Genomic DNA, 19624 nt, shown 5'->3' with positions numbered 1-19624 from the left:
TCACGGAAGCGGGTTGCGCCCGAAGAACGTCCACATGCGGTCGGCGATGTCGGCCCGGTCGCCGTCCCCCGGCCAGAAGTGCGTACCCCGGTAGACCCGCCAGGCCACCTGGACGCCCGCGCGGCACGGGCCGTAGACGGCGGCCTCCACCGGGACGCCCGGCTCGGTCACCGGGGTCGCCGGGCAGCCGTTGCGCTGCAGCCAATCGTTGCGGTGCGCCACGGCGAGCGGGGGCAGGCTGACGAGGTCGGCGTCGCTGTGGAACAGGCCCACCGAGATCGGCCGGTCCGGCGTGCACGGGCTGCCGGTGAACGACGGGGACACGCCGGCGTAGGCGGCGACCGAGGCGAACACGTCGGAGGCGTCGCACGCGAGCCGTGCGGACATGGTGGCGCCGCTGGAAAAGCCCTCCACGTGGACGCGTCGCGGATCGACGCACCAGGTCCGGGAGACGTCTTCGACGACCGCGCGCAGGTAGGCGACATCGCCGGAGTGCCGGTCCACGTCCCACGCCGGTCCGGCCGCGGACGGGTACGCGACGATGAAGTGCTTCGCGGCGGCGGTGTCCGACCACCGCGTCTCCCGTTCGTGCAGGGCGTACGGCTGGAGCGCGCCGTGGAGGCTGAGCAGCAGCGGCACCGCGGAGCCGGGCAGGCCCGGCGGCACGTTCACGTGGTAGGCCCGGCCCGCGGCCTCGCGGCCGACGGTCCCGGCGGTCGGAGCGAGTGCGCAGGCGGCGCTCGCGGAAGCGGACGGCGGGCCGGTGACGACCGGGCCCGCGCACAGCAGGAGCGAGAGAACCGCCCCGATGAGCTTTCGGGGGTGCGACATGGGAACTCCTCGTCGACGATCGCGGAACCCGGTGCTTCCCTTCCCCCCTCGGCAAGGAAAGCACCGGGTTCCCCGTGGATCAGCCGAAGTTGCCGGTGGCGACGGCCTTCCATTCGTTCGCGCAGCCGGGGCCGCACTTCCAGGACAGGCGCGGGTCGCCGGTCACCCCGCCGTGGCCGTCGAGGGTCCAGGTCGCGACTTCACCGGTGGTGGCGTTGTGCCACACGACATCGTTCTTGAAGTCGTTGTTGAAGTCGTTGACCCCGACGATCTTCCACTGGTTCGCGCAGTCGGGCCCGCACTTCCACGACAGCTTCAGGTCACCGGTGACCGTCTGCTTGCCGTTCAGGAGCCACGCGGCCACCTCGCCGGTCGTGGCGTTGTGCCACAACAGGTCGTCGAGGCCGTCCTCGTTGAAGTCGCCCGCACCGACGGCCTTCCACTGGTTCGCGCAGGCGGGCCCGCACGGCCAGGAAAGGTCGGGGTTGCCGGTCACGTGCCCGTTGCCGTCGAGCAGCCACACGCTCACCTGGCCGGTGGTCGCGTTGTGCCACACGACGTCCGACTTGTTGTCGGCGTTGAAGTCCCCGATCGCGACGGCCTTCCACTGGTTCGCGCACTCCGGGCCGCACTTCCAGTCGAGGGACAGCGCCTTCGTGACGGTGCCCCGGCCGTCCAGGATCCACGCGGACAGCTCGCCCGTCGTGGCGTTGTGCCACAGCACGTCGGAGGTGAAGTCGTTGTTGAAGTCACCCCCGCCGACCACCCGCCACTGGTTGGCACAGTCCGGGCCGCACTTCCAGGACAGCCGGTTGTCCTTGAGCACCGTGCCGTGCCCGTCGGTGAGCCAGGCACCCACGTCCCCGGTCTTCGCGTCGTGCCACAGCAGGTCCGCGTTCCCCGCCGCGGCCTCGGCAGGCGCGACGGCGAACGTGAGCACGGCCGCCGCCGCCCCGGCCACGGCGGCGATCTTCCTTCCCAACATGGTTTCCTCCCCCTCGAATCGTCGATGTCGACCCGATGAGGATCCTGCGGCGCGGGGGAGCGCGGGTATTCCCAGCATTGGGGGTTGACAAGATCAGGTGTGGTCGGTATCAGCCTTGGATCGGCAGCTCCGCCCCGTCGCGAAGGAACACCGGGATCCGCTCCGGTGGGGCCGGCGCCTCGACCCACTCGCCGCCGTCGTGCCGGGTGCCGGTCACCGCGTCCGTCCACGTCGCCCCCGCCGGCAGGTACACCCGCCGCGACGTGACGCCCGGTTCGAGGACCGGGGCCACCAGCACGTCCGGCCCGAGCAGGAACTGGTCGTCGACATCCCAGGCCGCGCTGTCCGCCGGGAAGTCGACGAACAGCGGCCGCATCGGGGGGACGCCCTGCTCGTGGGCCACCCGCATCTGCTCCATCAGGTACGGCCGCAGCCGCTCCCGCAGGCGCAGCGACGCCGTGATCGATTCGTACGCCGACGGACCGAACGACCAGACCTCGTTGGGGCCGCCGGTCATCTCCGGCCCGAACGCCGGGCGCGGGTCGCGGAAGCCGTGCAGGCGGAACAGCGGGCAGAACACGCCGTAGGAGAACCAGCGCACCATCAGCTCGCGGTACTCCGGCGAGTCGGGATCGCCGCCGTGGAAACCGCCGATGTCCGTCGTCCACCAGGGGATCCCCGCCAGCGCCACGTTCAGCCCGGCCCGGACCTGCGTCCGCAGCGATTCCCAGGTCGCGCCGATGTCACCGGACCAGAGGGCCGCCCCGAACCGCTGGCTGCCCGCCCACGCCGAGCGGGACAGCAGCACCACCTCGTCGTCACCTTCGGCGCGGATGCCGTCGTGGAACGTCTGCGCGTTCACCTGCGGGTAGAGGTTGAACACCTCCGCGCCCGGGCCGGCGTGGAAGCCGAGGTTGTGCGGGTGGCCGGGCTGGATCTCCGGCTCGTCGCCGTCCAGCCACCAGGCGCGCACGCCCAGGTCGTAGTAGTTCTCCTTGACCTTGCTCCAGACGAACCGCCGCGCCTCCGGGTTGGTGGCGTCGTAGAACGCCACCGGCATCTCGACGCCGAACCCCTTGTCCTTCCACGGCGCGTGCGCCGGGACCCCGCTCTCGGCGGCGACCAGCAGGCCCTGTTCGTGCAGCTCCCGGTAGTTCTCCGAAAGCGGGTTCACCGACGGCCACACCGACACCATCAGCTTGACGCCGAGTTCGGAGAGCTCGCGCACCAGCCCGGCCGGGTCCGGCCACTCGGCCGGGTCGAACTTCCAGTCGCCGAGGTGCGTCCAGTGGAAGAAGTCCGCCACGATCACCGACAGCGGCAGTCCTCGCGAGTGGTACTCCCGGGCGACGGACAGCAGCTCCTCCTGCGTCCGGTAGCGCAGCTTGGACTGCCAGAACCCGGCCGCCCACTCCGGCAGCATCGGCGCGTGGCCGGTCGCGTCGGCGTAGTGGCCCAAGATCTGACGGGGTCCGTCGCCGGTGGTGACCCAGTAGTCGAGCTGACGCGCGTCGTCGGCGACCCAGCGGGTGCCGTTGGCGGCCAGCTCGACCCGGCCGACGGCGGGGCTGTTCCACAGGAACCCGTAGCCGCGGCTGGACAGCAGGAACGGCACCGACACCTCGGCGTTGCGCTGCACCAGGTCGAGCACGAGGCCCTTCTGGTCGAGCTTGCCGTGGGTGTGCTGCCCGAGCCCGTAGATCCGCTCGTCGTCATAGGCGCTGAACCGCTGTTCGAGCCGGCCGTAGCCGTTGCGCGAGGGCATGAACAGCCGCGCCCCGGGCCACCAGAAGTGCGCGCGCTGCTCGGAAAGCAGCTCCTCGCCGGTGTCGGTGCGGACGAACTTGAGCTGCGCGTCGATCCCGGTGTCGGCGTCGGCGATCTCGACGATCGCGGTCAGCGGGCCGTTGACCACCCGGCCGGTCCGCCCCTCGACCGAGGCGGTGGCGGCCGACGGCTTCGCGGGCAGCAGCGCGCCCGGGACGTCCTCGAGGATACGGTGCCGTCCGGCCCGCACGCGCAGGCTGCCGTCCCCCCACGGCTCGATGCGCAGCACCTCGTGCCGCACCCTGACTTCGAGCGAGCGGCCGTCTTCGGTCGTGGCGATCACGCGGGTCTCCTTGGAAGAAATCAGTCTTTGACGGCGCCGCTGGTCAGCCCGGCGACGACGTAGCGCTGGGCGACGACCAGCAGGACGGCCGCGGGGATCGCGGCGAGGACGGCGGTGGCCATGATCCCGTTCCAGTCGGCGGACTGGTTGCCGACGAACCGGTAGATGCCCACGGTGATGGGCTCGAACGACTGCCCGGTGGTCAGGGTGACCGCGAACAGGAAGTCGGCCCAGGCGAACAGGAACGCGAACAGCCCGGCGGTGACCAGTGCGTTGCGGCTGACCGGCAGGATGATCGAGAAGAACGTCCGCCAGTAGCCCGCACCGTCCACCCGGGACGCTTCGGTGAGCTCCTTCGGCACGGAGATCATGAACGCCCGCAGCAGCAGGATGGCGAACGGGATGGTCGCGGTGGAGTCGGCCAGCACCAGCCCGAGGTAGTTGTCGATCAGGCCGAGGTTGCTGAACACGGTGTAGAGCGCGTTGGCCATCACGATGCCCGGGATCATCTGGACGATGAGCAGCACGAACACCAGGCCGGCGCCGCCGCGCACCTTCAGCTGGGCCAGCGCGTAGGAGGCGGGCGCTGCCACCAGCAGCGAGACGAGCACCGTGCCGAGCGCGACGACGACGCTGGAGAGCAGGTTCGGCCCTTGGGAGGACAAGGCCTTGCGATAACCGTCCAGGGTGCCGTCGGCGGGGAAGAACGCCGGGTCGGGGCGCAGCAGCGCGCCGCTGGGCTGCAGCGAGGCGTTGACCATCCAGTACAGCGGGAACAGCAGCACGGCGACGATCAGGACGCCGAGCACGGTCCGCGGCCAGTTCGCCGTCTTCATGCCGCCTCCGCCAAGGTCGCCTTCGCCGAACGGAGGTAGAGCAGCCCGAAGAGCGTCGCCACCACGATGAGGACGTTGCCGACCGCGGCGCCCTGCCCGAACGCGAAGTCCTGGAAGGACAGCCGGTAGGACCAGGTGGTCAGCGTCTGCGTCGCGCCGGCCGGGCCACCGCCGGTGACGACCATGATCACGTCGAACACCTTGATCGTGTAGACCAGCCCGAGCATGAGCACGATCCCGGTGACCGGCCGCAGCAGCGGCCAGGTGACGTGCCGGAACCGCTGCCACGCCCCGGCGCCGTCCAGCGCCGCGGCTTCGTAGAGCGACGCCGGGATCGCGCGCAGGCCGCCGTGCAGGATCACCAGGTTGAACGGGATGCCGATCCAGATGTTGGTGAGGATCACCGCCGGCAGCGCCCAGCTCGTGCTGCTGAGCCACGGCACCGCGTCGAAGCCCAGTGACCGCAGGCCCGCGTTGAGCACGCCGTGGTCCTGGTCGAACATCCACCGCCAAACCGCGCCGCTGACCACCAGGGGCAGCAGCCACGGCAGCAGGAGCAGCGACCGCAGCAGCGCGCTGCCGAGGAAGCGGCCGTTGAAGAACACCGCGAGGGCCAGGCCGATGCCGAACTGGAAGACGATCGACCCGGCGGTGAACAGCACCGTGTTGAGCGCCGCCGTCGAGAACAGCGGGTTGTTCAGCACGGCGGAGTAGTTCGCGATGCCGACGAAGGGTGCTTCGCCGGTGTAGAACGACTTCACCGTGTAGTTCTGCGTGCTCATCACCAGGTTCGCGACCAGGGGATAACCGAAGAACACGACGATGTAGGCCAGGGCGGGCAGCAGGAACGCCCACGCGGCGAACCGGCTGTCCCGGCGGGACTTCCGGTTCGCGCGGGGTGCCGCCGAGACCGTCGGGGCGGCGGCGACCGTCACGAGCCGCTCGCCTGTTGCGCGGCCTTGAGGGCCTGGTCGACCGGCGTCTTCCCGGTCAGGGCCGCCTGGAGCGCGTCGGCCAGCGCCTGCGAGACCTTCGGGTACTTCTCACCGAGCTCGGCGGTGCGGGAGCGGGCGGTGCCGACCTCGTCGACGAACGCCTGCATGGCCGGCTGCTCGGTGCCGAACTTCTGCGCGACGGCCGTCTTCGACGGGATGTAGGCGTGCGCCTTGCTCCACTCGAGCATCGTCGGCTCGGAGAGGATGCAGGACAGCACCTTCCCGGCGGCCTGCTGGGCCGGTCCGCTGCTCACCGGCACGGCGCCGACCTCGCCGCCGAGGGCGACCACCGGCTTGCCGCCTGCCTGCGGCACCGGGATCGGCACGACGCCGTAGTGCAGCGACTTCTGCTCGTCGAGCCGGGCGATGTTCCACGACCCGTTGATCATCATCGCCGTGTTGCCGCTGACGAACTGGTCGGCGACGTCGTTCTGGCTCCAGGTCACCACCGACTTCGACGCCGAGCCGGAGTTCACCAGGTCGGTGACGTACTGCAGCGCCTGCGCCGCCTTCGGCGAGTCCAATTGGGACAGTTCGGCGCCGTTGCTCCAGAAGAACGGCAGGAACTGCCAGGTGCCCTCTTCCGACGAGATGGCGGAGAAGGAGAGGCCGTACTTGCCGTCCTTGGTCAGCTTCGCCGCGGCGGCCTTGAGCTCGTCCCACGTCTTCGGCGGCTCGACGCCCGCGGCCTGCAGGAGGTCCTTGTTGTAGATCAGCGCGAGGCCGTTGACGCCGGGCGCGACGCCGTACACCTTCCCCTGGTAGGTCCCGGCCTTGACGATGCTGTCGTAGTAGCCGTCGGTGCTGATGCCGTAGTCGGTCAGCGGGGTCAGCGCGCCGGTGGCGGCGACCTGCTGCAACGTCGGGTTGTCGGTGAAGAGCAGGTTCGGCAGCGTCTTCGAGCTGGCGCCCTGCAGCACCTTCGGCAGCATCTGGGCGGTCGGCACCTTCTGGCGCTCGATCTTGATCCCGGTCTGCGCGGCGCAGGTGTCGAGGATCTTCTGCCAGGCGGCGGACCCCTGCTCATCGGCGTAGTAGTCGAGCTCGGTGATCGACGTGGCGGCCTCCGTGCCGGCGCCACCGGGCGCGGACGGGGCCGGGCTGCAGGCGGCCAGCAGCACGGCACTCGCGGCGCTCGCGGTCAGGACGAAGGCGCGACGGGCTACGGACATGGTGATTCTCCTTCGGCAGCGGAGCAGAACCGGTTCGGTCTAGGCGCGCGGCGCGGCGGTGCTCTCGCGCCGGGTGAGGCGGGGCCCGAGCAGCCGGACCTCCGGGGTGGTGTGGCCGGCGAGCCGGCGCATGGTCATTTCGACGGCCTGGGTGCCGACCTCCTCGGCCGGGATGGCCACGTTGGTCAGCGACACGACGTGCTGCTCGGCCATGCTGTCCGGGCACACGGCGATGACCGAGATGTCCTCGGGCACCCGCAGGCCGCGGTGGCGCAGGTCCGACAGCAGCCCGGGCAGCACGGCCTCGTTGTGCACGACCAGGCCGGTGAGGCCGGGATCGGCGGCGAGCAGTTCGTCGAGACAGGCGCTCACCGCTTCGTAGGAGTGGGCGCAGGCGTGCGAGGCCGCGCGCACGTCCCGGCTCTTCGTGGCTTCGTCGAAGCCGCGCAGGAACCGGGTCGCGTAGCTCGTTCCGCGCCGGTAGACGGCGGGGGACGGGCCGATCAGCGCGATCGAGCGGTGGCCGAGGTCGGCCAGGTGCGCGACGCACGCCGAGGCCGCCGCGGTGAAGTCGAGGTCGACGCAGCTGAGCCCGGCCGGGTGGTCGGGCACGCCGATGAGCACCACCGGCAGGTCGAGGGCCAGCAGCATCGGCACCCGCGGGTCGGCGGTTTCGACGTCCATCACCATCAGCGCGTCGGCGATCGCCGAGGACGCCACCCGCTGCAGCGCGGCGGGCCCTTCGTCCTTGGTGAGCAGCAGGAGGTCGTGGTCGTGCGCGCGGGCCGCGGTGACCGCCGAGGCGACGAACTCCATCACGACGGCGACGTTGAGGTCCGTGCGCAGCGGCACCACCAGTGCGAGCACGTTGGTCTTGCTGCTGGCCAGCGCCCGCGCCCCGGCGTGCGGGTGGTAGCCGAGCTTGCGGATGCTGTCCTCGACCAGCCGCCGGGTCTTCGGCGAGATCGAACGTTTGCCGCTGATCACGTACGACACCGTGCTGGGGGCGACCCCGGCCGCGTTGGCGACGTCGTTGATCGTGACCACGGGCGGCCTCCTGGGGACGGGGCGGGCAGCTGTCGAAGCGCATCGACGATGGCATGAAGGTAAGTGACACCTGCCGGAAACACAAGCACCATTCGCCATTTGCCGGTATTCGACGAGCATTCGACAACGGGCCGCCAAGTCGAAATCGTCGAAGTGCCCTGTTGAGCGTTCTTTTTGCAGCTCAGAGCCATCGCTGCGGCGTCCGGCCGAAGCGTCTGGGAGCGATCCCAGGAAGTCTTGACCTTCTGCTCACCCGGCTGTAATAGTCGTCGGGTTCCCCGCCGTTCGACGCGAATGTTCCGCGCCGCGCCGTCGAAACGATTCGACGAATCGGAGGCCGTCCGTGCGCTTGTCCTTCTTCCGCCGTGCCCTCGTCCCGGCGGTGGCCGCGACCCTGCTGGTGACGCCGTCACCGGCGCTCGCGGACCCGCCGCCCCCGTTCCGCGATCCGTCGCTGCCGCTGGCGACCCGGATCGACGACCTGCTGTCCCGGTTGACGGCGGACGAGAAGATCTCGCTGCTGCACCAGTACGAACCGGCCATCCCGCGGCTCGGCATCGGGGTCTTCAAGACCGGCACCGAAGCCCTGCACGGCGTCGCCTGGTCGACCGACTACGACAACAAAGGCGCGGTCGTCAAGGCCGACGGCACGGTGTTCCCGCAGGCCATCGGCCTGGCCACCACCTGGGACCCGGCGCTGGTGAAGCAGGTGGGCGCGGCCGTCGGGCAGGAGGCGCGCGGCTTCAACGCCCGCAACCCGACGCTGTGGGGTCTCAACCTGTGGGCGCCGGTGGTGAACCTGCTGCGCGACCCGCGGTGGGGCCGCAACGAAGAGGGCTACTCCGAAGACCCCTACCTGACCGGCGAGTTCGCGGTGGCCTACGGCCGCGGCATCCAGGGTGACGACCCGCGGTACCTGCAGGCCGCGCCGACGCTGAAGCACTTCCTCGCCTACAACAACGAGGTCAACCGCGACACCAGCAATTCTTCGGTGTCGCCGAAGATCCTGCACGACTACGACGAGCAGGCGTTCAAGATCCCGCTGCAGGCGGGCGCGGCCAACGCCGTCATGCCGTCGTACAACCTGGTCAACGGCCGGCCCAACCACGTCAGCCCGGACCTCGACGGCGCGCTGCGCAAGTGGGCGCCGCGGGACATCGCCGTCGTCAGTGACGCGGGCGCACCGTCCAATCTGGTCAACTCGGAGAAGTACTACGCCACCAAGGCCGAAGCCGACGCGGCGGCGATCAAGGCGGGGCTCGACAGCTTCACCGACAACGACACCGACGGCTCGATCACCGTCGCCGCGGTCAAGGAAGCGCTGGCCAAGGGCTTCCTGACGATGGCCGACGTCGAAAACGCCGACCGCCACCTGCTTTCGCTGCGGTTCCGGCTCGGCGAGTTCGACCCGCCGGGGCGCAACCCGTACGCGAAGATCACCCCGGCCGTGATCGGCTCGCCGGAGCACCGGGCGCTGGCGCGCAAGGCCGCCGACGCGCAGATGGTGCTGCTGCGCAACAACGGCGGCGCGCTGCCGCTGGACGCCGCGAAGAACAAGAAGATCGCGGTCGTCGGCCCGCTTTCGAACACCCTCTACGAGGACTGGTACGCCGGGGCGATGCAGTACAAGGTCACGCCGGTGCAGGGCATCAAGGAGCGGCTCGGCTCGGCGGGCACGGTCGCGTCGTCCGAAGGCGTCGACCGGATCGCCCTGAAGGACCTGTCCACCGGCCGGTACCTGACCGCGCCCGCCACCACCGGCAAGATCACCGCGGGCGGGACGGTCGCGGGCACCGCCGAGTCCTTCGACGTCTACGACTGGGGCGCGGGCAAGAACACCCTGCGCGCGGCCGCCAACGGCAAGTTCCTCAGCTACTCCGGCGGCGCGCTGGTGAACGACGTCGACCAGCCGGCCGGCTGGTTCGTGCAGCAGCAGCTGAAGCTCGACGCCCAGCCCGACGGCAGCTACGTGCTCGAGTACGCGGGCAACGAGGTGAACGAGCCGTGGTTCGGCCCGAACAAGTTCGCCGTCGTCGGTGCCGACGGCGTCCTGACGATCTCGTCCCCGGACGCCGCGCACGCGACCAAGTTCGGCCGGGACGTGCTGACCAGCGGCGTCGGCAGCGCGGTCGCCGCGGCCAAGGACGCGGACACCGCCGTCGTCGTGGTCGGCAGCATGCCGTTCATCAACGGCCGCGAGGCCAACGACCGCACGAGTACCGAGCTCGCCCCGGCGCAGCGCGCGCTGATCGAGGCGGTGCAGAAGGCGAACCCGCACACGATCGTCGTGGTGGAGAACAGCTACCCGACGACCGGCTGGGACACGCTGTCCGTGCCCGGCATCCTGTGGACCAGCCACGCCGGGCAGGAAACCGGGCACGCGGTCGCCGACGTGCTCTTCGGCGACAAGGACCCGAGCGGGCGGCTCACCCAGACCTGGTACGCCTCGGACGCCGGGCTCCCGAGCATCCTGGACTACGACATCGCGAAGACCGGGATGACCTACCAGTACTACCGGGGGAAGCCGCTGTTCCCGTTCGGCTACGGGCTGAGCTACACCAGTTTCCGTTACGACCGCGTGCGTGCCACCCAGGCGAACGGCAAGGTCCAGGTGACCGTCGAGGTCACCAACACCGGCGCCCGGAGCGGCTCCGACGTCGTCCAGCTCTACTCGAAGAACTCCGGGGTGCAGCGGCTGCGGGACTTCTCGAAGGTGACGCTGGCGCCGAAGGAGACCCGCACGGTGCGGTTCGAGGTGCCGGTGGCGGACCTGGCGGCCTGGGACGTCTCCCGGGACCGGTCCGTGGTGGCGGCGGGGGTGTACGAGTTCTCGGTGGGCCGCAACGCTTCCGAACTTTCGGCACCGCAGCCGGTCTACGTGCCGGGGGAGCGGGCCCTGCCGCGCGACCTGAGCCGCTCGACCCAGGCCCAGAACTTCGACGACTACTCCGGCACGACCTTGACGGACACGTCGAAGACATCGGGTACCTCGGTCGCCACCGCGGCCGGCAGCTGGGTGGCGTACCGCAATGTGGCGTTGAACGGCCCGGCGCGGTTCTCGGCCTCGGTGTCCGCGACGGCGTCATCCCGCGTCACGATCCGCCTGGACTCGCCGACCGGCCCCGTGCTGGGGACGGCTCCGGTGCCCTCGACCGGCGATCACTACGCCTACATGACGGTGACCGCGGCCCTGGCGAAGGCGAGCGGACGGCACGACGTGTACCTGACGTTCGACGGCCCGGTGAACCTGGCCACGTTCTCGCTGCGGTGAGCTAGGGCTTCCGGCCGACACCCGCGTACGGGAGGGAGTTGACCGACGGGTCGTCGGACATGTCGCCGGCGCCCTCGGGGTTCCACATCGCGCAGCCGACCAGGCCCGGTTCGACGAGGTCGAAGCCCTCGAAGAACCGGAGCACCTGGTCGTGCGTGCGCGGGAACGGCTGGTTCTGCTGGTTCTGGCGGGTCGTGTAGACCTCGATCGCTTCGTCGAGGCCCTCCGACCCCGAGTCCGCCGCGACGTGGGTGACGGCGAGGAAGCTGCCCGGCGCGAGCCGCTCGCGGTAGCGGGCCAGGATGCCGACCGGATCCCACGAATCGGGCACGAAGTGCAGCAGCAGCAACATGAACACGCCGGTCGGCTGCCCCGGGTCGAGCAGCCGGCGGGCCGGCTCGGCGTCGAAGATGTCGTTGACGTCGCGCAGGTCGGCCTGGAGCACCGCGCAGTTGTCGTTGCCCTGCAGCAGCAGCTCGCTGTGCGCGACGGCGACCGGTTCGCGGTCGACGTACACCACCCGGCACGACGGGTCGGCCTGCTGGACGATCTCGTGCAGGTTCCCGACGGTGGGGATGCCGGAGCCGATGTCGAGGAACTGCCGGACCCCGGCCTTCACCATGTACCGCGCGGCGCGGCGCAGGAAGGCCCGGTTGAGCCGGGCGGCGTCCCGGACACCCGGCATGATCTTGAGGATCTGCTCGCCGAGCGCCCGGTCGGCGGCGAAGTTGTGGTCCCCGTCGAGCCAGAAGTCGTACACCCGGGCCGGGTTCGGCACCGTGGTGTCGATCTCCGGCGGTACCCAGCTCACTTCTCCGGTCACGGGACCTCCCACCCCTCACGGACACACCGGGAACGGAGCTTAGCCCCCTCATCCGTTCGTGTGGACTCGCGTTCCGGATACCCGGCACCCGGCTAAGGTGGCCCGGTCACGAGGAGACGAGGCCATGACGATTCCGCGTCCGGTGCCCGGACGGATGCCCTTGCTCGGACACACGGTGCCGCTGCTGCGCGACCCGCTGAAGTTCTTCACTTCCCTGCCCGCACACGGAGAAGTCGTCGAAATCCGGCTCGGCCCCTTGCCGGTGCACGTGGTGACCACCCCCGAACTGGCCTGGCAGGTGCTGGCCACCGACGCCGACAAGTTCGACAAGGGCCTGGTCTTCGACAAGATGCGCCCGCTCTTCGGCGACGGGCTGGCCACTTCGAACGGCGAGCTCAACCGCCGCCAGCGCCGGCTGGTGATGCCCGCCTTCGGCCGCACGCGGATCGCCGGCTACGCCGAAAACACCATGACGAAGCTGGCCGCCGAGCTGGTCGATTCGTGGCGGCCGGGTGAAGTCGTCGAGTTCGACCAGCGGATGCAGGACCTGGTGCTGACCATCGCGGGGCAGACGCTGTTCTCCACCGCGCTCGGCGAGGAAGCACTGGCGGAGATCCGGTACTCGATCCCGGTCATGCTCGAGTACGTGCTGATCCGGGCGTTCTCGCCGAAGTTCGTCGAGAAGCTGCCGGTCCCGCCGAACCGGCGGTTCGACGCCGCGGCCGCGCGCCTGCGCCAGGTGATCGGCGAGACCGTCGTCGCGGCTCGCGAAGACGGCGCCGACCACGGTGACCTGCTCTCGATGCTGCTGCTGGCCCGCGACGAGGACACCGGCGAGGGCATGTCCGACCGCCAGGTGCACGACGAGGTCATCACCATCCTGACCACCGGCGCCGAGACCACCGCCGTCGCGCTCGCCTGGTTCTTCCACGAGCTGGGACAGCACCCCGGCGTCGAACGGCGGTTCCACGCCGAGGTCGACGAAGTCCTCGGCGGCCGCCCCGCGCGCTTCGAGGATCTGCCGGATCTCGGTTACACGCAGCAGATCGTCAACGAAATCGTGCGCCGCACCCCGCCGCTGATCCTCATGCGCCGCGCGCGGGAGGACGTCGAGCTCGCCGGCGTCGCGATCCCGGCGGGCAGCGAGGTCGCCGTCAGCCAGCACACCCTGCACCGCGATCCGCGCTGGTTCCCCGAGCCGGACCGGTTCGACCCGGACCGCTGGGCGCCCGGCCGCACCGCGGAACTGCCGAAAGGGGCGTACATCCCGTTCGGTGCGGGCGCGCGGCTGTGCCCGGGGCACGTGTTCGCGCCGACGGAGATCGGCATCGTGGCCGCGACCATCGGCGCGCGCTGGCGCCTGGTCCCGGTGCCGGGCAAGAAGGTGTATGCGCAGATCAAGGCCACGATGCAACCGAACCGGCTGCCGATGACCGTGGTGCCGCGGACTACCTGAAGGTACGCGTTCGGCTACCGGGTGTAGTGTTCCCGAGTTCGTTCACCTGTCCGAGCCCGGAGGGAATGCGGTGAAGCTGCCCGTCAAGGTGACGTCGGCGTTGTTCGCGTGCGGCGTCCTGTTCGCGTCGCTGACCGCGGCGGTGCCCGCCGAGGCGGCCGCGATCTCGTGCAGCGACACGGATCTGCCGGTCACCGGACCGGGCCTGCCGCCGCTGGTGCCGGGGGCGCCGGCGACCGTGCACGGCCGGCTGTGCCTGCCCGCCGGCGACGCCCCGGACACCGTCCAGCTGCTCGTGCACGGCGGGACGTACAACAGCGCGTACTGGGACCTGTCCTACGACCCGGCGCGCTACTCCTACCAGCGGGACATGGCCGCGCACGGCTACGCGACCTTCGCCGCCGACCAGCTCGGCGCCGGCCGCAGCAGCCGGCCGCCGAGCCTGCCGCTCTCGGTCTGGGCGGCCGCCGGGTCGATGCACGAAGTCGTCGGCCACCTGCGCGCCGGCCGGGTCGGCGGGATCCCGTTCGCGAAGGTGGTCATCGTCGGGCACTCGGTCGGTTCCGGGATCGTCGCCGTGGAGGCCTCCACTTACCACGACGTCGACGGGGTCGTCCTCACCGGGATCACGCACCTGCCCGCGCTGCCCGTGCTCGCCCTCGGCGCGGCGCTCGGCCTGCAGCCGGCCTTCCTCGACGGGCAGCTCGGGACCCTCGGCAGCGACCCGCTGTACTTCACGACGAAGCCGGGTGCGCGGGCCGGCCTGTTCTACGCCGCGGGGGATGCCGACCCGGCCGTGATCGCGGCCGACGAGGCCACGAAGGACCAGGTTTCGGTGCCGGGGATGGGCACGGTCGCGTTGTTCGGCATCGTCCTGCCCGCGACGTGGGGAATCACCGTACCGGTTTTCCAGGTGGTCGGTGAAAAAGACGTCTTGTTCTGCGGGGTGCTGGCGTTGCGCGACTGTTCCGATGCGGCGGTGCTGCGGGCACAGGAAGCGCCCTATTACGCCGATTCGTCGAAGTTGTCGATGTTCGTGCTGCCCGGCGCGGGCCATTCCGTGGCGCTGCACGAAAATGCGGCCGAATACCGCAGTGCCACCCGGTCCTGGCTGCAGGACCGCTTGGGGATCGCTCCGCAGGGTTATCACTCGATCGGACGAATTTGAACCCGTGCGTGTCGCACAATTCCGGGCCAAGATATATCGATTGACCCGAACGGTGTGCACTGAACCCTTGGACAGCCTGAGGTGACTGCTCCCCATCCCCGCGGCGACGCCCCGCGGAACAAGCCGTCCGCCGACCGCGCGGCGAGACGGCTGGGCACGCTCGCGCGCAAGTGGGGCTACCTGATCAGCACCACGGCCTACCTGCCGCACACGCCCGAGGAGATCGAGCGCGAGCTGACCGCCCTGGCCGGGCGGCTGTTCGAAGCGGTGGCGAGCGAACCGCCGGGCCTCGACGCGGCCGCGAGCGCGGGCGGGCGGCTCGTCGAGCTGCGGTGCGTCGGCGCCGACAGCCTGCGCCGCAGCCTGGAGGTGCTGGGCAAGGCCCTGCTGCGCGAACCGGAACTGCGCGGCGTCGACAGGCTGGCCGAGCGGGTGGTGCTGGTGCTCGGCGCGTTCAGCTCCGGCTACGGCGAGATGCTGCGGGAGGACATCCAGAAGCGGCAGGAGGGCCTGAGCCGAGCGCTGCTGAAGGTCGAGCAGGAGACGCGGCAGAAGCACGTCATCTCCCGCGCGCAGTTCGAGGAGGTGTTCGCCGGCTCGGCCAGCGGCGTCGCGCTCACCGAGCTGGACGGCCGGGTGCTGCGGGCCAACGCGGCGCTGGCCAAGACGCTCCAGCGGACGCCGGCCGAGATCGCCGCGATGAGCTTGTTCGACCTGGTTCACCCCGAAGACGTCGAGCAGCTGCGGGAGAGCTACCACGAGCTGGTGGCCGGCCGGCTGCACCGGTTGCGCGCCGGCCGCCGCCTGGTCGGCAAGGACGGCGAGCCGATGTGGGCGACGTTCGCCGCGTCGGTGATCCGGGACTCGGTCGGCGCGCCCCGGCAGCTGCTCACCATCGTCGACGACGACACCGAGGTCGCGCTGCTGCAGCGGCGGCTGAGCCACCAGGCCCTGCACGACGTGCTCACCGGGCTGCCGAACCGGCAGTTCTTCAGCACCCGTCTGGAAACCCTGCTGCGCGACGCGGACCCGGCGCACGGCGTCACGCTGTTCCACCTCGACCTCGACGGCTTCTCGCAGATCAACGGCGGCCTCGGCCAGGAGCTCGGCGATCGGGTGCTGCGCGGGGTCGCGGCCAAGCTGAAGCTGGTCTTCGACGCGGAGAAGTCCCTCGTGGCCCGCCTCGGCGGCGACGAATTCGCCGTGCTGGTGCAGAACACCGAGGACACCCCGGGCGTGGTGACGCTCGTCCGCCGGATCACCCACGAGCTCGCCGAACCCGAGTACGTCGACGGGCAGCGCGGGGTCGCGGTGTCGGCGGCCATCGGTGTCGTCCACCGCCCGCCGCGCGACAGCACGCCCGCGGAACTGCTCCAGGCGTCGGGGCTGACGCTGCGGCGCGCGCAGCGGACGGGCAACCAGTGGGGCCTGTCCGACCGCGAGCTGGACCGGCGCGACCGGCACGACTTCGGCTTGGCCGCGTCGATGGCGGGCGCGTGGGAGACCGGCGAGATCGAAACCGGCTACCGCGCGCTGGTGTCCACGACGAGTGGCGCGGTCGAGGGCGTCGAGGCGCGGCTGCGCTGGAACCACCCGGCCGAGGGCACGCTGCTGCACGAGAGGTGCGTCCGGCTGGCCGCGGAAACCGGGCTGGCCCTGCCGCTGGCCACCTGGCTGCTGCGCACGGCGGCCGAACGGCTGGCGGCGTCCGGGATCGGGGTGCCGCTGGTCGTCGAGCTCACGGCGCAGCAGGCGGCGGACCCGGAACTGGTCGGCGAAATCCGCCGTGTCCTGGACGACACCGGCCTCGAGCCGCACCGCCTGCGGCCCGGCTTCCCGGCCGCGGCCCTGAGCGGCGACGCGGCGGACAACTTCAAGGTGCTGGGCGAAATCGGCGTCCGGGCGGAGATCCACGGCCTCGGCGACGTCACCTGCCTGACGGAGTTCCCGGCCCACACGGTCCGGATCGCGGCGAGCTTGGCGGCCAAGCGGGAACACCCGCTGGTGACCGGGTCGCTGTCGGCGCTGATCGACGCGGCGCACGCGGCCGGCGCGGCGGTGTCGGTCGCCGGGGTGCGGACGCCGGAGGAGGCCACGTGGTGGCAGGAGCGGGGCGCGGACCTGCTCGCGGGCCCGGCGTTCCCCGGCCTGCCGGGCGGTCTGCCGAGCTGCTGAGTCGGGGCGGCCGACCGGGAACGTACGATTCGCGGCGCTCAGCGTCCGCTGTACGGACAGTAAGGTCATCCTTCCTCAAAAGATTGCGCCGAACAGCGCAACGAAACTAGGCCGTCCGGACCTGTCGCGTGAAGTGATCTCCTCATTACCCTCCAGTAGCAGACAGTGGTGCCGATCACAGTCGTTCGGGAGGCTTCATGGCGTCGCGCGTCCGAGGACCCGGCTCCGAAGACCGGCGCGAACTGCGGATCCGGCACCTGACCGGCTGCCTGCCGTGCACGCTCAAATGCGCGTACTGCGGGCTGCCGGTACGGCTGGCCGGGCCGGGTGACCACCCCGGCTACGGCGTGGTCGAAGAAGTGACCGGCGACCTCGTGCTGCTGCACCGGTTCTGCCGCGCCGCGCTCGGCCGGTGCCGGACGCGGGGGTGCGTGCTGCGGCGCGCCCACCTCGGCCGCGCCACCGAGCAGTACGAAACCGGCCGGCGGCCCGGGCGCTACCAGCGCCTCGGCGTCCGGCGCTCGCCCGACCTCGATCTGTACCGGAAGCACTGGCGGATCGCGAAAATGCGGTACGCGTGCAAGGCGTGCCGGTACTACACCGGCTCGCACTGAGCCGGTCCTTCCATCACGACGCGGAGGACTCGTGCTCGTTCGTCTCATCCTCGGCCTGCTCATGACGGTCGTCGGCCTCGCCGTCGCCGGCAAGCGGGTGGCCTTCCTCTACCGGCTGATCAAGGCCGGCCAGCCCGACACCAAGCGGTCCGACGAGCTCGGCGCCCGGCTCTTCGCGCAGGTGCGCGAGGTGTTCGGCCAGCGGAAGCTGTTGAAGTGGTCGGTGCCCGGCCTGGCGCACTTCTTCACCTTCTGGGGCTTCGTGATCCTCGCCTCGGTGTACCTCGAGGCCTACGGTGCGCTGTTCGACGAAAAGTTCGCCATCCCGTGGATCGGCCACTGGGCGGTGCTCGGGTTCCTGCAGGACTTCATCGCCGTCGCGGTGGCGGTCTCGCTCGGTGTCTTCACCGTCATCCGGATCAGGAACGCCCCCGAGCGCAAGGACCGCGCGTCCCGGTTCTACGGTTCGCACACCGGCGGCGCGTGGCTCATCCTGCTGATGATCTTCAACGTCGTCTGGACGATGTTCTTCTTCCGCGGCGCCTCTTCGGCGTCCGGCAACTTCCCGTACGACTCCGGCGCGTACGTCTCGCTCGGCGTCGGGAACCTGCTGGAGCCGCTCGGGCACTCGACGACCGAGGTGCTGGAGACCGTCGGCCTGCTGCTGCACATCGGCGTCATGCTGGTGTTCCTGTCGATCGTGCTCTACTCCAAGCACCTGCACATCTTCGTGGCGCCGATCAACGTCTCGGCGAAGCGGCTGCCGGACGCGCTCGGCCCGCTGCTGCCGATGGAGTCCGCGGGCAAGCCGATCGACTTCGAGGACCCGGGCGAGGACGACACGTTCGGCCGCGGCAAGATCGGCGACTTCACGTGGAAGGGGATGCTGGACTTCGCCACGTGCACCGAGTGCGGCCGCTGCCAGTCGCAGTGCCCGGCCTGGAACACCGGGAAGCCGTTGTCGCCCAAGCTCGTCATCATGAACCTGCGCGACAACCTGTTCGAGGAGGCGCCGTACATCCTGGCGGGCACCGAGCACGAGGGCGCGCGCCCGCTGGTCGGCCCGGAGGACGACGGCGGCGTCATCGACCCGGACGTGCTGTGGTCCTGCACCACCTGCGGCGCGTGCGTCGAGCAGTGCCCGGTGGACATCGAGCACGTCGACCACATCGTCGACATGCGCCGCTACCAGGTGATGATCGAGTCGGCCTTCCCGACCGAGCTGGGCGGGCTGTTCAAGAACCTGGAGACCAAGGGCAACCCGTGGGGCCAGAACAACTCCGAGCGCCTGGCCTGGACGAAGGACCTCGGCTTCGACGTCCCGGTGTTCGACGGCGAGCTGGCCGAAGACGTCGAGTACGTCTACTGGGTCGGCTGCGCCGGCGCGTTCGACGACCAGGCGCGCAAAACCGTCCGCGCCACGGCGGAGCTCCTGCACATCGCCGGGGTGAAGTACGTGGTGCTGGGCAACGAGGAGTCCTGCACCGGTGACCCGGCCCGCCGCGCGGGCAACGAGTTCCTCTTCCAGATGATGGCCCAGCAGACGGCGGAGACGTTGAACGCCGTGTTCGAGGGCCGCGAGCCGCGGCTGCGCAAGATCGTCACGACCTGCCCGCACTGCCTGAACACGCTGAGCCGCGAATACCCCCAGCTGGACGGCCACTACGAGGTCGTCCACCACACGCAGCTGCTCAACCGCCTGGTGCGAGGCGGCCAGCTGACCCCGGTGAAGCCGGTGGAGGACGGCCCGCGCGTCACCTACCACGACCCCTGCTACCTGGGCCGCCACAACAAGGTCTACACCCCGCCGCGCGAGCTGGTCGGCGCGACGGGCGCGACCTTGGCCGAGATGCCCCGCCACGCCGACCGGGCGTTGTGCTGCGGCGCGGGGGGCGCCCGCATGTGGATGGAGGAGCAGATCGGCAAGCGCATCAACCTGGAGCGGGTGGACGAGGCGATCGCCACGGAGGCGGAGACGATCGTGACGGGCTGCCCGTTCTGCCGCGTGATGCTGACCGACGGCCTGGTCCAGCGCCAGAGCGAGCAGAAGGCGGAGAACGTCGATGTGCGTGACGTCGCCCAGCTGCTGCTGGAGCGGGTGAAGGCCCCGGCGTCCGCGCCGACGCCGAAGCCCTGACCTA

At 70.6% G+C, this 19624-nt stretch carries 14 protein-coding genes; 6 read left to right on the top strand and 8 right to left on the bottom strand.

All coding sequences use genetic code 11. The annotated features are described in order from the left end of the window. The 7 genes from ACWED2_RS04170 to ACWED2_RS04140 all read right to left on the bottom strand — a co-directional run bounded on the left by ACWED2_RS04170 (window position 1) and on the right by ACWED2_RS04140 (window position 7976). The gene (locus tag ACWED2_RS04170) at window positions 1–831 is read right to left on the bottom strand and encodes an alpha/beta hydrolase family esterase (RefSeq protein ID WP_449688972.1); all 831 of its coding nucleotides are present in this window, start codon (window positions 829–831) and stop codon (window positions 1–3) included. A 79-nt stretch (window positions 832–910) separates the two neighbouring features. After that, window positions 911–1816: an FG-GAP repeat domain-containing protein gene (locus ACWED2_RS04165; protein WP_449688971.1), complete on the bottom strand. Its 906-nt coding sequence runs from the start codon at window positions 1814–1816 to the stop codon at window positions 911–913. A gap of 109 nt (window positions 1817–1925) precedes the next feature. Continuing rightward, on the bottom strand, window positions 1926–3926 hold the full coding sequence (locus ACWED2_RS04160; RefSeq protein WP_449688970.1) for a glycoside hydrolase family 31 protein: 2001 nt from the start codon (window positions 3924–3926) through the stop codon (window positions 1926–1928). Window positions 3927–3946: 20 nt separating this feature from the next. Beyond that, window positions 3947–4762, bottom strand: coding sequence for a carbohydrate ABC transporter permease (locus tag ACWED2_RS04155; protein WP_449688969.1), 816 nt, complete (start codon window positions 4760–4762; stop codon window positions 3947–3949). Beyond that, a complete protein-coding gene (locus ACWED2_RS04150; protein ID WP_449688968.1) occupies window positions 4759–5697 on the bottom strand; it encodes a carbohydrate ABC transporter permease in 939 nt (312 codons plus the stop codon). The genes ACWED2_RS04155 and ACWED2_RS04150 overlap by 4 nt, the downstream gene beginning before the upstream one ends. Continuing rightward, window positions 5694–6929 carry a sugar ABC transporter substrate-binding protein gene (locus tag ACWED2_RS04145; protein WP_449688967.1) on the bottom strand — a complete coding sequence of 412 codons (1236 nt, stop codon included), beginning with the start codon at window positions 6927–6929 and terminating at the stop codon, window positions 5694–5696. The genes ACWED2_RS04150 and ACWED2_RS04145 overlap by 4 nt, the downstream gene beginning before the upstream one ends. Window positions 6930–6968: 39 nt before the next feature. Then, window positions 6969–7976, bottom strand: coding sequence for a LacI family DNA-binding transcriptional regulator (locus ACWED2_RS04140; RefSeq protein ID WP_449688966.1), 1008 nt, complete (start codon window positions 7974–7976; stop codon window positions 6969–6971). 343 nt (window positions 7977–8319) lie between these two features. Between ACWED2_RS04140 and ACWED2_RS04135 the strand changes: the two genes are divergently transcribed. After that, window positions 8320–11247 (top strand): glycoside hydrolase family 3 C-terminal domain-containing protein, encoded by a 2928-nt coding sequence (locus ACWED2_RS04135; RefSeq protein WP_449688965.1) that lies wholly within the window; start codon window positions 8320–8322, stop codon window positions 11245–11247. 1 nt (window position 11248) lies between these two features. Here the strand turns inward: ACWED2_RS04135 and ACWED2_RS04130 are convergent, their stop codons facing one another. Next, window positions 11249–12070 carry an SAM-dependent methyltransferase gene (locus ACWED2_RS04130; RefSeq protein WP_449688964.1) on the bottom strand — a complete coding sequence of 274 codons (822 nt, stop codon included), beginning with the start codon at window positions 12068–12070 and terminating at the stop codon, window positions 11249–11251. Window positions 12071–12194: 124 nt separating this feature from the next. Here ACWED2_RS04130 and ACWED2_RS04125 point away from each other — a divergent pair, with 124 nt between their 5' ends. The 5 genes from ACWED2_RS04125 to ACWED2_RS04105 all read left to right on the top strand — a co-directional run bounded on the left by ACWED2_RS04125 (window position 12195) and on the right by ACWED2_RS04105 (window position 19620). Then, on the top strand, window positions 12195–13526 hold the full coding sequence (locus tag ACWED2_RS04125; protein WP_449688963.1) for a cytochrome P450: 1332 nt from the start codon (window positions 12195–12197) through the stop codon (window positions 13524–13526). A gap of 76 nt (window positions 13527–13602) precedes the next feature. Continuing rightward, on the top strand, window positions 13603–14694 hold the full coding sequence (locus tag ACWED2_RS04120) for an alpha/beta hydrolase (protein ID WP_449689002.1): 1092 nt from the start codon (window positions 13603–13605) through the stop codon (window positions 14692–14694). 81 nt (window positions 14695–14775) lie between these two features. Continuing rightward, complete coding sequence (locus ACWED2_RS04115; RefSeq protein ID WP_449688962.1) at window positions 14776–16869, top strand: diguanylate cyclase domain-containing protein; 2094 nt, start codon at window positions 14776–14778, stop codon at window positions 16867–16869. Between the two features lie 197 nt (window positions 16870–17066). Beyond that, window positions 17067–17483, top strand: a complete 417-nt coding sequence (locus tag ACWED2_RS04110; RefSeq protein WP_449688961.1) for a hypothetical protein — start codon at window positions 17067–17069, stop codon at window positions 17481–17483. 31 nt (window positions 17484–17514) lie between these two features. Next, window positions 17515–19620, top strand: coding sequence for a (Fe-S)-binding protein (locus tag ACWED2_RS04105; RefSeq protein WP_449688960.1), 2106 nt, complete (start codon window positions 17515–17517; stop codon window positions 19618–19620). Window positions 19621–19624 lie beyond the last annotated feature (4 nt).

Source organism: Amycolatopsis sp. NPDC005003, assembly GCF_053600695.1.
This window is presented reverse-complemented; position numbering and strand designations above follow the sequence as displayed.

Coding starts and splice junctions, on each gene's coding strand:
- ACWED2_RS04110 (WP_449688961.1), top strand. CDS start 17,067: ATGGCGTCGCGCGTCCGAGGACCCGGCTCCGAAGACCGGCGCGAACTG.
- ACWED2_RS04155 (WP_449688969.1), bottom strand. CDS start 4,762: ATGAAGACGGCGAACTGGCCGCGGACCGTGCTCGGCGTCCTGATCGTC.
- ACWED2_RS04165 (WP_449688971.1), bottom strand. CDS start 1,816: ATGTTGGGAAGGAAGATCGCCGCCGTGGCCGGGGCGGCGGCGGCCGTG.
- ACWED2_RS04145 (WP_449688967.1), bottom strand. CDS start 6,929: ATGTCCGTAGCCCGTCGCGCCTTCGTCCTGACCGCGAGCGCCGCGAGT.
- ACWED2_RS04125 (WP_449688963.1), top strand. CDS start 12,195: ATGACGATTCCGCGTCCGGTGCCCGGACGGATGCCCTTGCTCGGACAC.
- ACWED2_RS04170 (WP_449688972.1), bottom strand. CDS start 831: ATGTCGCACCCCCGAAAGCTCATCGGGGCGGTTCTCTCGCTCCTGCTG.